General features: G+C 37.4%; 15 protein-coding genes and 1 tRNA gene. 13 read left to right on the top strand and 3 right to left on the bottom strand.

Going from position 1 to position 16,026, the window contains the following annotated elements; translation table 11 throughout:
* Window positions 1–70 precede the first annotated feature (70 nt).
* The 9 genes from BM361_RS02135 to purD all read left to right on the top strand — a co-directional run bounded on the left by BM361_RS02135 (window position 71) and on the right by purD (window position 9,488).
* Window positions 71–1,048: a PorP/SprF family type IX secretion system membrane protein gene (locus BM361_RS02135; RefSeq protein ID WP_038268257.1), complete on the top strand. Its 978-nt coding sequence runs from the start codon at window positions 71–73 to the stop codon at window positions 1,046–1,048.
* A 1,217-nt stretch (window positions 1,049–2,265) separates the two neighbouring features.
* Entirely contained in the window at window positions 2,266–2,622 is a 357-nt protein-coding gene (gene folB / locus BM361_RS02130; RefSeq protein ID WP_074976574.1) for a dihydroneopterin aldolase, read from the top strand.
* A 49-nt stretch (window positions 2,623–2,671) separates the two neighbouring features.
* Window positions 2,672–2,742: transfer RNA gene (locus BM361_RS02125), tRNA-Cys, on the top strand.
* Between the two features lie 158 nt (window positions 2,743–2,900).
* The gene (locus BM361_RS02120; protein ID WP_074976572.1) at window positions 2,901–3,311 is read left to right on the top strand and encodes a DUF2541 domain-containing protein; all 411 of its coding nucleotides are present in this window, start codon (window positions 2,901–2,903) and stop codon (window positions 3,309–3,311) included.
* Between the two features lie 114 nt (window positions 3,312–3,425).
* Entirely contained in the window at window positions 3,426–5,111 is a 1,686-nt protein-coding gene (locus BM361_RS02115) for a DUF6909 family protein (protein WP_074976571.1), read from the top strand.
* Between the two features lie 269 nt (window positions 5,112–5,380).
* Window positions 5,381–6,784 carry a UDP-glucose 6-dehydrogenase gene (locus tag BM361_RS02110; protein ID WP_074976569.1) on the top strand — a complete coding sequence of 468 codons (1,404 nt, stop codon included), beginning with the start codon at window positions 5,381–5,383 and terminating at the stop codon, window positions 6,782–6,784.
* 6 nt (window positions 6,785–6,790) lie between these two features.
* Window positions 6,791–7,093, top strand: coding sequence for a GIY-YIG nuclease family protein (locus BM361_RS02105; RefSeq protein ID WP_074976568.1), 303 nt, complete (start codon window positions 6,791–6,793; stop codon window positions 7,091–7,093).
* Between the two features lie 41 nt (window positions 7,094–7,134).
* Complete coding sequence (locus BM361_RS02100; RefSeq protein ID WP_074976720.1) at window positions 7,135–8,121, top strand: UDP-glucuronic acid decarboxylase family protein; 987 nt, start codon at window positions 7,135–7,137, stop codon at window positions 8,119–8,121.
* Between the two features lie 95 nt (window positions 8,122–8,216).
* The gene (gene purD / locus BM361_RS02095) at window positions 8,217–9,488 is read left to right on the top strand and encodes a phosphoribosylamine--glycine ligase (RefSeq protein WP_074976566.1); all 1,272 of its coding nucleotides are present in this window, start codon (window positions 8,217–8,219) and stop codon (window positions 9,486–9,488) included.
* 201 nt (window positions 9,489–9,689) lie between these two features.
* Here purD and BM361_RS02090 read toward each other — a convergent pair whose 3' ends face one another.
* Window positions 9,690–9,911, bottom strand: coding sequence for a DUF6341 family protein (locus tag BM361_RS02090; RefSeq protein ID WP_038268273.1), 222 nt, complete (start codon window positions 9,909–9,911; stop codon window positions 9,690–9,692).
* Between the two features lie 49 nt (window positions 9,912–9,960).
* Here BM361_RS02090 and BM361_RS02085 point away from each other — a divergent pair, with 49 nt between their 5' ends.
* Complete coding sequence (locus tag BM361_RS02085) at window positions 9,961–10,884, top strand: DUF6427 family protein (RefSeq protein ID WP_074976564.1); 924 nt, start codon at window positions 9,961–9,963, stop codon at window positions 10,882–10,884.
* On the opposite strand, the gene upp is transcribed toward BM361_RS02085, so the two are convergent.
* Window positions 10,873–11,532, bottom strand: a complete 660-nt coding sequence (upp, locus tag BM361_RS02080) for a uracil phosphoribosyltransferase (protein WP_074976562.1) — start codon at window positions 11,530–11,532, stop codon at window positions 10,873–10,875. The genes BM361_RS02085 and upp overlap by 12 nt on opposite strands.
* Window positions 11,533–11,639: 107 nt before the next feature.
* Here upp and BM361_RS02075 point away from each other — a divergent pair, with 107 nt between their 5' ends.
* Window positions 11,640–12,368, top strand: coding sequence for a glycosyltransferase (locus BM361_RS02075; protein ID WP_074976560.1), 729 nt, complete (start codon window positions 11,640–11,642; stop codon window positions 12,366–12,368).
* A 55-nt stretch (window positions 12,369–12,423) separates the two neighbouring features.
* Here BM361_RS02075 and BM361_RS02070 read toward each other — a convergent pair whose 3' ends face one another.
* Window positions 12,424–13,476, bottom strand: coding sequence for a ferredoxin--NADP reductase (locus BM361_RS02070; RefSeq protein ID WP_074976558.1), 1,053 nt, complete (start codon window positions 13,474–13,476; stop codon window positions 12,424–12,426).
* Window positions 13,477–13,666: 190 nt separating this feature from the next.
* Here BM361_RS02070 and BM361_RS02065 point away from each other — a divergent pair, with 190 nt between their 5' ends.
* Both BM361_RS02065 and BM361_RS02060 read left to right on the top strand, forming a co-directional pair.
* Complete coding sequence (locus BM361_RS02065) at window positions 13,667–15,139, top strand: DUF5687 family protein (protein WP_038268289.1); 1,473 nt, start codon at window positions 13,667–13,669, stop codon at window positions 15,137–15,139.
* Between the two features lie 14 nt (window positions 15,140–15,153).
* The gene (locus BM361_RS02060; RefSeq protein WP_038268292.1) at window positions 15,154–15,849 is read left to right on the top strand and encodes an ABC transporter ATP-binding protein; all 696 of its coding nucleotides are present in this window, start codon (window positions 15,154–15,156) and stop codon (window positions 15,847–15,849) included.
* The last annotated feature ends 177 nt before the right edge of the window (window positions 15,850–16,026 follow it).

The raw sequence follows: 16,026 nt of genomic DNA, 5'->3' as shown, positions 1-16,026 counted from the left end.
TAAACAAAGGGCTGGTAAAGCCCTTTGTTTTAACCATAACTTAAGTGTTGAATAGAAAAATTAAAAGCTAGTGAAACAAGTTGTAACCTATTTATGCGGTATTATATGTGTTTTAATGTCAGTGTGGCAAACTAATGCACAGGAATTAACCTTACCGCCATACACACAATATTTAGCAGATAACCCCTTTATCTTATCGCCGACATTCGCTGGTATTGGAGATCATATTCGAACCCGGCTAAATGGAGTCACCCAGTGGGTAGGTGTTAAAGATGCTCCGGATACTCAGTCGTTGGCGATAGATATGAGGGTAGGTAATCGCTCTGGTCTTGGAGCTATCCTTTTCAATGACCGAAACGGGTATACCCATACACGAGGGGCACGAGTATCTTTTGCTCATCACCTTACCTTCGATGCTTTTGATAATCATTATATGTCCTTCGGACTTTCCTATAATTACAATCAGTTTCGTATAGATACGGAAAGCTTTGATCCGAATGACCCAAGTGTAAATGACAGAAGAACGAACAACCACAACTTCGACGTGGGCTTTTTATACCGTTTACAGGACTTTTATTTTAGTTTGAATGCCTCGAACCTTTTAAACAAAGATCTTGACTTATTCGCCATTAATGAGCCTAATTCACTAAGAAACTATTATATCTATACAGGATATAAGTGGAGAGCTACCAGAACAAGTAATTTTGAGATCGAGCCATCAGTATTTTTTCAACTTTATGAAAGTGACCAACGTTCGAATACCGACATGAATGTGCGCTTTAGACAATACGATCTTGAAAACAGCTATTGGGCTGCCATTTCATACCGTTTTTTGAATGATCAGTTCTTCGATCCTTTGAATATTACCCCTATGGTAGGCTTTAATATTAAAAACTTCTTTTTTGCCTACGGATATCAGGTTACCTTAAATGAGTTGATAGGATACAATTCAGGGACACATATGATAACTATTGGCTTCGATTTCTTCCAGGGAATGAGTGAATGTCCATGTACCCAGAAGAAAAGTAGTGCACCAAAGATTTTTTAAACAAGCACTCAATACAAAACATAACATAGCCTGATAACTTCTCCTGAGCCTTGCGCTTTGGAGAAGTTATTTTTTTATGCCTATAGGAGTTAAATAGGCATTCTCTTATCAGGTATCATTTATATCCCTACCAGGAAAATTGGATTCCGCAACAAGTGCGGAATGACAAAAAAACACGGAATGACAAAAGGAAGAAAACAATTTCCCCCTTTAGGGGTGCAGGGGTAAGAAATTGTTTCGTGCAATCCCCATGTGAGGAGGATAATTAATTGTTTTCGGCAACGTCATTGCGAGCCTTGCGACAGTAAGGCGTGGCAATCCCATCACTGTTTTCTAAAAGACAATTCTTTGTTCATAATCATTCAGAACTCCATCTAAGAAAACAGATTATATCTTAGATTAAAGACTTCTTATAGAGATTCCGCAACAAGTACGTAATGACAAAAGGAAGAATACAATTTCCCCCTTTAGGGGTGCAGGGGTAAGAAATTGTTTTGGACTACCCCAAGGCGCGGCAATCTCATCAATAAGAGTCACCTACCTCCAAAAAATCTCCATCTATAAAGCTAGACGAACCAAAGGTCTGTTAATCCATGCATAGAAAACCGCCCTAGGCTGTGGCACGCGAGGTTAAGTTTCCTTAATTGGTTAAGAATGTTGATGGGAGTGTATTCCCGTCGGCAGTATATATGAATTGAATCCGTTAAAAATGGTCGAAGCCTTGGAGACCATTTAGGATTGAATTCATGGTTTTGCGATAGCAAAAATACCTCTCGACGGGCACCCTTTCTTTTGATTCGTTTTCTTTAGGTGAATAATTGCGTAGCACATCATGAACTCCTTATAAAACAATAAGCAAATTGGTGAATAAAGAAAATGAATAAATAATAAACATGCCTTATTAATTCAGTTCGACAATTCCTAATCAGGAAAAAACAGATCAAACAGTGGAATAACAGATTCCGCAACAAGTGCGGAATGACAAAAAAATACGGAATGACAAAGTAGTGCAGAAGGATATATTCAGGTAACTTAAAACCCTCTAGGCCCGGTGCTAAAGCATAGATAAGCCATAGATAAGGCATGTATAAGGTATGGATAGCCCATAGTTAAGGTGTACCAAACTAAAGGAAGTAGATATTTAAATGGCAGATAAAATCATAATATACGATTAAAAAGAAACCAATAAAAAGGCTAATTTTGCTTAAAAATTAAGCGTGGGAATAATTAGAGTAACAAACATTCAGGTATATGCCTATCATGGATGCCTTGTAGAAGAAGGAAAAATTGGTAGTGATTACAGAGTTGATGTAGAGGTAAAAGCTAACCTTCAACCCTCAGCAGTTAGTGATGCCCTGGAAGACACGGTAGATTATGTTCATGTAAACCGCATTGTCAAGGAAGAGATGGCTATACGTTCGAAGCTCCTTGAACATGTGGCTAAAAGAATCATTGACAGGATCTTTGATGAAATAGCAATTGCGAATGAAACCACAGTTCAGGTATCCAAGATCAATCCGCCTATCGGTGGTAATGTAGAAATGGTTACCATTGAAATGACATTGAAGCGATAATTTTTGTAAATAAATAAAATAAACTCTTATATTTGTCGCCCAAAATAACGGCATCGTGGCCGAGTGGCTAGGCAGAGGTCTGCAAAACCTTGTACAGCGGTTCGAATCCGCTCGATGCCTCTACAAAAAAGCACCTTTTTAAGGTGCTTTTTTTATGCGTTTACTTCAGCTTAGATCGTATTACTTAAAAGTTAAGCCTTTGTAATTTAGACCCTGGTACGATATTTTTATTTAAATTTATAGGTATCAATAGATTATAAACCATAAAACACAACATTATGAAAATTCGTTTAGTAATGCTGTTACTCTTCGTAGGGATCCTTGGAGTAAATGCACAAAGTAACTCCTGGATTAAATTGGCTGAAAAGACCGTAGCTTTTAAAAGTGAAACAGACAAAGTAACCTTGGTAGGAAAAGAGCAACGCGTAGATAGGATTAAAATAAAATGCACGCAGGGAACTCTGCAACTAAAGAAAGTGACCATTGTGATGAGTAATGGCACCAAAAAGGAATACGATGCCAAAGCTGGTGGTGTTCTTACCAAAGGAATGTCATCTCGAAGCTTTGACGTGCCTGGAAAAGATGAAAAAATCAAGCATATAGAGCTGGAGTATGACTCGAAAGGAAATGTAGTCTTAACAAAAAAAGCAAAAGTTGAAATATTAGGAAAACAAGGCAAGGACGATTAAACACCTATCAAACAGACTTTTAATTGCAGATTAATACATAGAAACCCCCGATTCTATGTATAAAATAACTATGTTTAGAAAAAGTTCTCGTACTTTTGTTTAGTAAAAATCTTTATGAATACAATTAAAGGAAGAACCAGGGCGCAGGAATCTACTAACGCCATCGAACGGATGTATATAACTATGAGACATCTGTTTAACAGGGGATTTTACAAACCTACCGGAGTCTCCGGAGATACTTTAAGAGAAGCATTACTGGAGTTAAGACCAGAAATATACGGATCTGTAGCTGAGGATAAAGCAGAGCTTAACGGATTGATGTATGTGCTGGATCGATTGCCTATAGGAATAGAAGAATGTCGTTATATTAATCTTATTTCTGATGAAGGGTATAAAGAGTCTCATTTTAAGGTGATCGTCCCTCCTAAAAGACGTAGAAATTGCTACCGGGTAGATGATGAACAGATGAATATTGAAATCACCCGAGGACGGTCAGATATCTATGATATCTTAACGCATCTTACCTTTTTGTTCATCGAATCGCATAAAATCAGTAAAAATGTTCTGGTCAATAAGTCAGGTGAGGTAACCAGAGACTGGACCAAGATTGAAAATATCGTAGGTAAAAAGAAATTAACCCTGGCAGAACGGGAAAATGCCTTAATTCATTTATCGAATATCTTGGGAAGGACATTCGATGAACTGCTTCAAGCCCATAAAACTTTTGCTACCAAAGAGAATCCTGAACGCTTTCTATCCATTATGTACTGGTTAGGAAAATTAGGCATCGAAGAGGTCGTTAATGAAAATAAAAGAAGCATCACCTTTAGTCCGATTCTCCGCGAACGTCTGGGACACCATATTCACGGGGAAATTTGGGCAAACACTATTAAGAAAACACTTAAAAAGGAAGAACTGTTAGGTCGGCCTATTCATATTATAAGTGCCAATATGCACAGTGTTATGAATTCTATTTATGCACCAATAGTAATCAACAAGGAAATTAAATCTAAAGGAGAATACAAGGTGTATGAGATGCTAAGCGACCCTAATAATGAGGAGCTGAGGGAAAAAGTCAAACAATATGCTGAAAAGAACGGGATGATCAGTATTCCGGATACATCTGGTACTAACATAGATGTTCAGATATTCGACACTTCCAAAATAGATTATGCCAAAGCAGATCTTAAATTAAAAGAGCATCTGAACAACCAAGAAAAGCCGGTGTTATTTGTCATGGATTACGCCTTTGGAGAACAGGCTTACGAAACCATTGATGAATTGCTTAAACCTTATAAAGAAGGGAAGCATAAAGAAGAATACTTAAATGTAGTATCAGTATCCATCATGGGTAAAGCTGGAATTTTAGAAGGAGGTAAAGGTGATTTAATGATTCCAACCTCTCACATCTTCGAAGGAACTGCAGACAACTACCCTTTCCATAATGAACTCAAAGTTTCCGATTTTGAAGAAAGTGAACTAAAAGTATTCGAAGGTGCCATGGTTACTGTGTTGGGTACTTCTTTACAGAACAGAGATCTTTTAAAGTTCTTCCATGACAGTACCTGGAATGTGATTGGTTTGGAAATGGAAGGAGCACACTATCAAAAGGCTGTTCAGTCTGCTTCAAAAATACGAAGGAGTATCCGGGAGGATGTTAAAGTCCGTTATGCCTACTATGCATCGGATAATCCATTAGAAACCGGAAGTACACTGGCTTCGGGGGGTTTGGGTATTACGGGAGTCAAACCCACTTACCTGATCACTAAAAAAATTCTGGAACAAATATTCGAGGGCTAAGCCTAAAATGCTGGTATTTAAAACTATTCATAGAAAATAAAAGCCCTTAGTCAGCTTTGTTTGTGGAGAAACATAAATATAGTACTTTTATCAGCCGTAAACTTTAAAGCAAATCAAGCATTATACTTAAGGGATGAAATAAGCGTTTTTAAATTTAATCAGATATCAATTGAAGGGTTGAATAGACTAAATTTAATTGGTAAATCTCTGAATATAACTTAGGGTTTAGCGCTTTATTTCGTTAATAGAATTGATAAATTATAAAACAGATGAAAATAAAAAACATTTGTTGTATTGGAGCCGGATATGTTGGAGGACCCACCATGGCGGTGATCGCACAAAAATGTCCACACATAAATGTAACCGTAGTTGATATCAATGCCGACCGTATAGCTGCATGGAACGATGAAGACGTAAGCAAGTTGCCGGTATATGAACCGGGATTAGATGCTGTAGTAGCTGAAGCACGAGGGCGAAACCTCTTCTTCTCTACCGATGTCGATAAAGCGATCGACGAGGCAGAAATGATCTTTATGTCGGTAAACACCCCAACCAAAACCTATGGTAAAGGAAAAGGGATGGCGGCCGATCTTAAATATATTGAATTGTGTGCCCGTCAAATAGCACGCGTGGCTAAAGATGATAAGATCGTTGTTGAGAAATCTACTTTACCGGTGCGTACTGCATCGGCCATTAAAAATATTCTGGATAATACCGGAAACGGAAACGGAATTAAATTTCAGATCTTATCAAATCCGGAATTCTTAGCTGAAGGTACAGCCATAGCTGATTTAATGAACCCAGACAGAGTATTGATCGGTGGCGATACCACCCAGGAAGGACAGGAGGCCATTCAGGCACTGGTTGATGTGTATGCTAACTGGGTGCCCCAAGCACAGATTCTAACGACTAATGTATGGTCTTCCGAGCTATCAAAATTAACGGCGAATGCCTTTTTAGCTCAGCGTGTATCCTCGATCAACGCCATGTCTGAGCTATGTGAAAAGACTGGTGCAGATGTTAATGAAGTGGCTAAAGCCATCGGAATGGATAGTCGTATCGGACCTAAGTTCCTGAAAGCCTCTGTAGGTTTTGGAGGTTCTTGTTTTCAAAAAGACATCTTAAACCTGGTATATATCGCTAAGACGTATGGGTTGGATGAGGTAGCTGATTACTGGGAACAGGTAATTATAATGAACGACCACCAGAAAAGACGTTTTGCGGATAATATCGTAAGTACTCTTTATAATACGGTTTCAGGAAAAAAGATAGCCTTTTTAGGATGGGCATTTAAGAAAGATACCAACGATACCCGAGAGTCTGCTGCAATTTATGTAGCTGACGACCTGTTGAACGAACAAGCCAAAGTGAGTGTATACGACCCGAAGGTACTGGCAGAACGTATGTATGCGGATCTGGATTACCTAAATACTCGTACAGCAGAAGAAAACAGAGAAGGTTTAGAGGTGTGCAAAGATCCATATCAGGCCTGTGAAGGCGCACATGCCATTGCAGTGCTTACGGAGTGGGATGAGTTTAAGAACTACGACTGGAAAAAGATCTATGATCAAATGCAAAAACCTGCTTTTGTTTTTGATGGTCGGGGGATTCTGGATAAGGAGCAATTAAAAGAAATAGGATTTGTATATTACAAAATCGGAGAAGGAGAATAAACCAGAATGGTTTATATTGTAGAATGTGCTGATGGTTCTTTTTACACAGGAATTACATCTGATATTGAAAGACGAATAAGTGAGCACAATACAGGTATAGATAATTTGGCATATACATTTAAAAGAAGACCTGTAGTTTTAAAGTGGTATGAGCGTTTTACAGCCCCCAGAGAAACTATTAAAGTTGAAAAACAATTAAAAGGCTGGAGTAAAAGGAAGAAAAAAGCTTTAATAAAAGAAAATTTGGATAAGTTAGTTCAGTTTTCTGAAAATTATACTCAGCATGGGTCTTCGACAAGCTCAGATTGATAAAAACAGGTTATATTAATAGAACGACAAAATTTAAACATTTGAAAAGAGTATTGATAACCGGTGCAGCCGGATTTTTAGGATCGCATCTGTGTGATAGATTTATCAAAGAAGGGTGTTATGTAATCGGAATGGATAATTTAATTACAGGAGATTTAAAAAATATTGAGCATCTTTTCAAATTAGAGAATTTTGAGTTTTACCATCACGATGTGACTAAGTTTGTGCATGTACCCGGACAACTTGATTACATTTTACATTTCGCATCTCCTGCAAGTCCTATAGATTATTTAAAAATTCCAATACAAACCTTGAAAGTGGGAGCATTAGGAACCCATAACCTTTTGGGTTTGGCGAAAGAGAAGAATGCCAGAATTTTAATTGCATCCACCTCTGAAGTCTACGGGGACCCTCTAGTGCATCCGCAATCAGAAGATTACTATGGCAATGTAAGTACGATTGGTCCAAGAGGTGTATATGATGAAGCCAAAAGATTTATGGAGTCGATTACCATGGCCTACCATCGTTTTCATGGATTAGACACCCGTATTGTTCGTATTTTTAATACTTATGGCCCTCGAATGCGATTGAACGACGGTCGGGTAATTCCTGCCTTTATAGGACAAGCGCTCCGAGGAGAGAATTTGACGATATTCGGTGATGGAATGCAAACGAGATCCTTTTGTTATGTAGACGATCAGATCGAAGGAATCTATAGGTTGTTAATGAGTGATTACCACTTGCCGGTTAATATTGGGAACCCCGATGAAATAACCATAAAGGATTTTGCAGAAGAAATCATTAATTTAACCAATACCGACCAGAAGGTAGTATATAAACCATTGCCTCAAGATGATCCGCTTCAGCGACAGCCCGATATTTCGAAGGCCAAGGAAATATTAGATTGGGAACCTCAGGTGAGTCGCCAGGAAGGAATGCGTGTCACCTATCAATATTTTAAATCCTTACCTTCAGAGGAATTGTATAAAAAGGCACATAAAGACTTTTCTAATCATAACAAAAAATAAGGTTTCCGTCAATTCGACTAAATTAAATTGCACTATCAGCGCATAAAGCCTTAATTTTGCCGAATCATTTTCATTTTTTAAATAGTAAGAAAATCATGAATATCCTTATTCTAGGTTCTGGAGGAAGAGAACACACGTTTACTTGGAAAATAGCTCAAAGCCCTAAAGTGGGTAATTTATTTGTAGCTCCTGGTAATGCTGGTACCGCTAAAATTGCAACCAATGTAAATATTGGCGTTACAGATTTTGAGGCAATAAAAGAGTTTGTTGTAGCGGAAGACGTAAATATGGTGATCGTAGGACCCGAAGATCCATTAGTTCAGGGAGTGGCTGATTTCTTTTTAGAAGATGATGCATTGAAACATATTCCGGTAATTGGACCACAAAAGGCAGGTGCAGCCTTAGAAGGCAGTAAGGAGGTAGCCAAAGAATTTATGTCACGTCATAAAGTGCCTACTGCGGCCTATAAAAGCTTCACAGCTGATAATCTGGAAGAGGGGTACGAGTTTTTAGCATCTTTGAACCCTCCTTATGTTTTAAAAGCAGATGGATTGGCTGCTGGTAAAGGTGTATTGATTATCGATAACCTGGAAGAGGCTAAGACGGAGCTTAAAAACATGTTGGTGGATGCTAAGTTTGGCGCTGCCAGCACTAAAGTGGTTATTGAAGAGTTCCTGAAGGGAATAGAATTAAGTGTTTTTGTGCTTACCGATGGTAAAGATTATGTGATTCTTCCAAATGCAAAAGACTATAAACGTATTGGCGAGGGAGATACAGGGTTGAATACTGGAGGAATGGGGGCTATTTCGCCGGTTCCTTTTGCAAACGATGAGTTTATGCAGAAAGTTGAAGATCGTATTGTAAAACCTACCGTAGACGGTTTTCATAAAGACGGAATACCTTATAAGGGCTTTGTGTTTATCGGGTTAATGAAAGTGGATAATGATCCTTTCGTTATTGAATATAACGTCCGAATGGGAGATCCTGAAACTGAGGTAGTACTTCCAAGAGTTAAAAATGACTTCGTTGACCTGTTCCAGGCTGTTGCTGATCAGAAATTAGGTGAAGTTGAGCTCGATATAGATGAGCGTACTGCTACTACGGTAATGGTGGTTTCGGGTGGATATCCGGAAGCGTATGAAAAAGGAAAAGAGATTACTGGAATTGAGGCGATTGAAGATTCTGTCGTTTTTCACGCAGGAACCAAACTGGATGATGGTAAAGTAGTAACCTCAGGAGGTCGCGTGATTGCTATTACTTCTTATGGTTCTGATTTTAAGGAAGCCCTTGACAAATCATATGTGAATGTCAAAAAATTAAACTTTGATAAAATGTATTACAGAACAGACTTAGGGTTTGACTTGTAGTATCATTAAATAATAAAAAAAGCCTGCATTTAGCAGGCTTTTTTTATTTCTATACCCATTATTCCACGCTAATAGTGGAAGTTTTCCGTAAAACTCATGTTTATGAGACACAAAAAAATACCCTTTCAATTTTGAAAGGGTATCAAATATATTTTAGCTGAAGTAACAACCTTCAGTTAATAGACGCTGTAAGTAATCGGATTAAATGTATGAATGTGCTGAAACATCCTTACGTTCCTCGTTATTATCGTTAAATTTCTTTAACTGAAGTACCCAGTATACCAAGGCTACGATACCGATAATAATAAAGATCCAGTTAATCGCGTTAGATCCCCACCAGCTATGCATAAAGCGTAAACTGTTTAAAGGAACAAATAAAATATCTTCAAATAAATATTGAATACCTTCAAAAAAATCTTTCATCAGTAAAAAGTTATATTAATTTTACGCTACAAAAGTATAAAAACACATCATGATTTCAAGCATTTTTGGTAAAACAAAACCCATAAATTTCATTTTTATTGGATTTTTTTTGTTTCTGTACTTTTGGAGTGTACAGTTTTTTGTGTTTGACAGTGCTTTTAAAGGTACTGAATGGCTTGAAAAATTCGGATTGTGTTTATTGCTTATTTTAAGTGCTCTTTTGGTGGATTTTATCAGCAAAAAGAACGATCTATCGCAAAGTAACTCCTATCCTATCCTCCTGTTTGTTTTACTTATGTGCATGTACCCGCCGATTTTAAAATCGAGTAAATTTATTATTGCTAATTTCTTTGTTCTTCTCGCAGTCAGGAGGCTGATGAGCTTACGGACGAACATGGCGATCAAACAGAAGCTTTTTGATGCTTCACTTTTGATTGGTTTTTCATTTTTATGGTATCAGTGGAGTTTACTTTTCGTATTGCTGGTATATACCGGAGTTCTGTTTTACGATGCAAAAGATTACCGAAATTGGCTGGTTCCTGTTATTGGAATTGGTGCGGTGTTATTCTTTGTGGTTACGTATTATTATATAACCGATAACATTTCCGGGTTGATTGAGGTTTTTACCTTTCATGTTGAATTTAATATTCAAAAGTATAAATATTTAAGCTTCTCCATTCCAATCGTAACTACCCTGATTATTGGAGTCTTTGCGTTGCTGGCATATCTGGTGAATATTAAAATACGCTCTGCAAAAGCCCAAAAAGCTATGGCATTGGTTGTGGCAAGTTTGTTTATTGGTTTGGGCATCTCAACCTTTTCGGAAGATGTAAACGTTGCAGAACTTATCTTTATCGCATTTCCTTTGGCGATGATTATCGCTAATTACCTTCAGATAACCAAGGTTAAATGGGTTAAAGAAACCGTATTATGGATATTTGTCTTGTTGCCCTTCCTGGCGCTAGTGTTGTAATTTAGCTCCATAAGAAAGGTCTCCCGCATCGCCCAAACCCGGTACGATATAGTCTTTTTCGTTTAGCTTTTCATCAATGTCGGCTATCCATAATTTAGTATCAGGGCGCAAGGTGCCTTCCAAATGCTTAATCCCTTCCGGAGTCCCTACCACTGCTGCTACATGGATATTCTTAGGAGCTCCAACACTTTCAATAGCTTTGTAGGCAGCTTCAAAAGATCGCCCGGTTGCAAGCATGGGGTCGACAAGAATCAACGTTTTATTTTCCAGAGATGGGCATGCTAAGTATTCGATTTCAATGTCAAAGGCATTACTATGATCGCGATGCTTTCGGTACGCAGAAATAAAAGCATTATCTGCCTGGTCGAAATAATTTAAGAATCCCTGGTGTAATGCCAGTCCCGCTCTGAAAATACCACAAATCACTAATTCCTCATTGATTTGATGTGTGTCTTTTATGCCTAAAGGTGTTTGAACCTCCAGGGTTTTATATACAAAGGTTTTACTCATCTCATACGCAAGCAACTCACCTATGCGTTCCATGTTCTTTCGAAACCGCATCCGATCTTGTTGAATATTAATATCTCTAAGGTCAGAAAGAAAGTGTTTTAATACCGAATTGTTTTTAGCAAGATGATGCGTTTCCATAAACCGTTTGTTTTAGAATGAGAAGAATCTCCCTCAAAAATAAGTAATAAAAGGTATATTTGCATTCAAAGTATCAGGAATGATACAATACACTAAAAAAGATTCTAATGCATAAAGATATCCACATATTTTGCATGAAGTGGGGTACCCTCTACGATGCTACTTATGTAAACCGATTGTACAGCATGGTAAAACGCAATTTAAACTTGCCTTTTACTATGGTATGTTTTACCGATGATGAAAAGGGAATAGACGATCATATTAAATGTTTTCCAATTCCTGAAATTGATATTCCCGGCAACCTGCCAGAGCGCATGTGGAAAAAACTAACCACATTAAAATCAGATCTCTATGGTTTAGAAGGGACGGCTTTGTTTTTAGATCTGGATGTGGTAATTGTCGACAATATCGATTGCTTCTTCGAAGATGATAATCCGTTCATGATCATCAAAGATTATCGAAAGCAATGGCGTATTACGGGAAACTCTTCTGTTTACAGATTCGAAATCGGGAAACACGGCTATGTATTTGACTATTTTGTAGCGAACTTTGATACCATCAGAAAGCAACATAGAAATGAGCAGGAATATTTAACCTGGGCGGTTCACGAGAAAGGAATGCTGAACTATTGGCCAAAACCTTGGTGTCCTAGCTATAAATATGATTGTATTTCTAAATTTCCATTAGCGGTTTGGAAAAAACCTACCATTCCGGAAGGAGCCAAAATTATTATTTTTCACGGAGAGATCAATCCGCCTAAAGCTATTAAAGGCGGAAGAGGCAAATGGTATCGCTATGTGCGACCAGCCAAATGGATTGCTAATTATTGGAAATAGAACTGTAATAATAACATACATAAAAAAAGGGCTCTGAGAAGAGCCCTTTTTATTGTTATATATCATCGTAGTCTACTACAATAGTATCGGTAAGAGGGTGCGATTGGCAGGTTAATATTAACCCTTCCTCCAATTCGCTATCGGTTAAGATCTGGTTTTTCACCATTTCAACTTTCCCTTCTTTCAATTTAGCCATACAGCTACTGCAAATACCTCCCTGACAGGAATATGGCGCATCAATATCTTCTTTTAAGGCTGCATCCAAAACACGTTCTTTATGATCCATAACGAATTCAAATTCTTCATCGTCAACAATCACTTTTACCTTGGTCTTTCCTTCGGGTATTGAAGAAAGATCTTCTTCTCCTTCATCAGAGGTGGTGAATAATTCGAACTTAATTTTCTCTTTGGCTACTCCCTTTTCAGTTAAAGTCTCAGAAACCGTATGAATCATAGCTTCCGGTCCACATAAATAAAAAGCATCGAAGTCGATCTCCTTATGCTTATTATTAAGCACAAAATTAACGGTTGAGCGCTCTATCCTCCCGAACATGCTATCACCATCTTGCTCCTGGCTGTAAATAAAGTATACACTTAAACGATCAGGATATTTGGCTACAAGGTCTAAAATCTCCTTGTGAAACATGGTTTCAGCAACGCTTTTATTACCAAAGACCAACACAAAATTACTATTGGTTTCTTCCAGTACGGTTTTCATGATACTCATTATAGGAGTAATACCACTACCGGCTGCAAAAGCGGCTATATTTTTATTGTTGCCTTCTGCAGGGTCAAAAGTGAAGTGACCTAAAGGGGGGTAAATCTCTAAAACATCACCAGCCTTTAATTCGTTGTTCGCATAGCGAGAAAACAAACCCGATGCTACCTTTTTAATCCCTATAGTTAGTTCGCCATTATTAGGCGAAGAACAAATCGAATAAGAACGACGAAGTTCTTGTCCGTTTAATTCCTTTTTTATATTAATGTATTGACCAGGTGTAAACTTAAACTCGCTTTCAAGGTCATTCGGGATCTCAAATGCTACCGTTACTGAATTTGGGGTAATGCGTTCTATATGTTTAACCCTTAGTGGGTGAAAATGACTCATAACTTTAAATTTTTGGTAAAAATAATAAATCCCATTGAACTTAATTCAATAAGTAAACCGCATATAATTATTAATATTATTTGATTACTAATTTCAAATTAGACTTTAAAAGAAAATAAAACCCCTACTTTTATGTAACAGATTACGAATTAGACCTACTAATACATACAAAACAACTAACCAAATAACAATGCTTAAACAATTTATTTCACTTCAGTGGAAGTCCTTTTTTCGGTCTGCTTCCCTAAGTTCTAATCTTTTTTTTAAGATATTAACCATATTCTTTGCCTTGTACCTCATTGCAATGTTTACTTTGCTTGGAGGGGGTATTTATTTTATACTTGAAGAAAAGGTACAGAAGGACCCTTTGTTGATTATTAATCAGTTCCTGATCTTTTATTTATTTATAGACCTGGTCTTTAAATACATGATGCAAAAAATGCCAGTAGTAAATATTAAACCCTTGTTGTATTTACCATTCAGCAAATCGAAGATCGTACATTTTAGTTTGTGGAAAACCATATTATCCTTCTTTAACTTTATACACTATTTCTTTTTTATTCCGTTTGCGGTTGTACTCATTATAGAAGGCTACCCCCCGGGACATGTTATCGGATGGACGATGGGAGCTCTTGCATTGATATATTGCAATAACTTCATTAATGTTTTTTTAAACGATGTGGACGCTGTTTTCTATTCATTTCTAGGAGCCTTGGTTATTTTATTCGGGTTGCATTACTATCAAATATTTGATGTAACCGTGTATACCGCTCCCATTTTTGATGCGCTATTCAATCAACCGTATTTGGTGATCATTCCGATTTTATTAATGATTTCAATGTATATCCTTGCTTTTAGATATTTCAAAAACATCTTGTATTTAGATGGAGGATTACAACAGAAGCAGCAAGAAGCTAAAACAGAAAGTTTTGATTGGTTAAATCGATTTGGAGGTATTTCCGTGTTTTTAAAAAATGATCTAAAACTTATTAAGCGTAATAAACGTTCGAGAACTGCAGTGATCATGAGCCTGGTCTTTATTTTTTATGGGATGTTGTTTTTTACCGGGGCTGTAGAAGCCTATGAAGGACCAGTTTGGAGAATTTTTGCTGGTTTATTTGTCACAGGAGGGTTTTTATTCACCTTCGGACAGTATGTGCCTAGTTGGGATAGCTCGTATTACCAGCTAATGATGAGTCAGAATATAATGTATCGGGATTATTTGAATGCCAAATGGTGGTTGATTGTAATAGCCACCATTCTCACTACCTTAGTGGCATCTTTTTATGCCTACTTCGGCCTTGAAGTATATCTGGCTATTTTGGTCGCAGCGATTTACAATGTTGGCGTGAATAGTCATATGGTTTTATGGGGGGGTGCCTATGTAAAAACACCTATTGACCTAACCTCCAATAAAAAAGCCTTTGGCGATAAACAGGCTTTTAATGTTAAAACCCTATTGCTGACCATTCCAAAACTTTTGTTGCCTATGGCTTTATATGCCGTCGGACATTACACTATTGGACCGATGCTTGGGTATGCCTTGGTGACGTTGGCAGGTTTGCTTGGGTTTGCGTTTAAAGAAAAGGTGTTTGACATTATTGAAAAGGTCTATAAAACAGAGAAATACAAAACGATAGCAGCATACAAACAAAAGAATTAAAATTTTTAGCAGTCATGATAACAGTCAATAACCTAACAAAAAAATACTCGGGCACAACGGTGTTAAATATCGATTCGCTTGAAATCCCTAAAGGTCAAAGTTTTGGATTGGTCGGAAATAACGGTGCGGGGAAAACTACCTTTTTCAGCTTGTTACTCGATTTAATCAGGCCAACAACTGGGGCTATTGAAAACAACCAGATTAAGGTTAGTGAGAGTGAAGCCTGGAAACCTTATACCGCAGCATTCATAGATGAAAGCTTTTTGATAGGCTACCTGACACCAGAGGAATACTTTTATTTTATCGGCGAATTAAGAGGTCAGAATAAAGCTGATGTCGATAGCTTTTTAGCTCCCTTTGAAGATTTCTTTAATGGGGAAATTTTAGGAGGAAAAAAGTATTTGAGGGACTTATCTAAAGGTAATCAGAAGAAAGCTGGTATCGTAGCTTCATTTATAGGCAATCCTGAGGTGATTATTTTAGATGAACCATTCGCTAATTTGGATCCCACCACTCAGATAAGACTTAAAAGACTTATTAAAGAGTTAGCTGATGGTAATGATGTTACTATTCTAATTTCGAGTCATGACCTGATGCACGTAACAGAGGTATGTGAGCGTGTTGTTGTTTTGGATAAGGGAGAAATGGTAAAAGACATCCAGACCTCGACAGAAACATTGCAAGAACTCGAAACCTATTTTACCCGATAATCGAACTTTAAATTTTGCAACTCATGCATCTGAATATTTTGTTTTTAGGTGTTAGCCTCATCTGGATTGGGATGAGTTCAGTATAGAAATCAACCAAGTTTTTAAATATCTATTTCTAATCAGAGCCCGTTTTACGGGCTTTTTTTATTTATATAAAAAAGAAATGTATTTTTACAT

Origin of the sequence: Zhouia amylolytica, from assembly GCF_900116365.1 — a bacterium.
GTDB lineage: Bacteria > Bacteroidota > Bacteroidia > Flavobacteriales > Flavobacteriaceae > Zhouia > Zhouia amylolytica.
The sequence above is the reverse complement of the archived record's forward strand: the minus strand, read 5'-3'. Positions and strand labels throughout refer to the sequence as shown.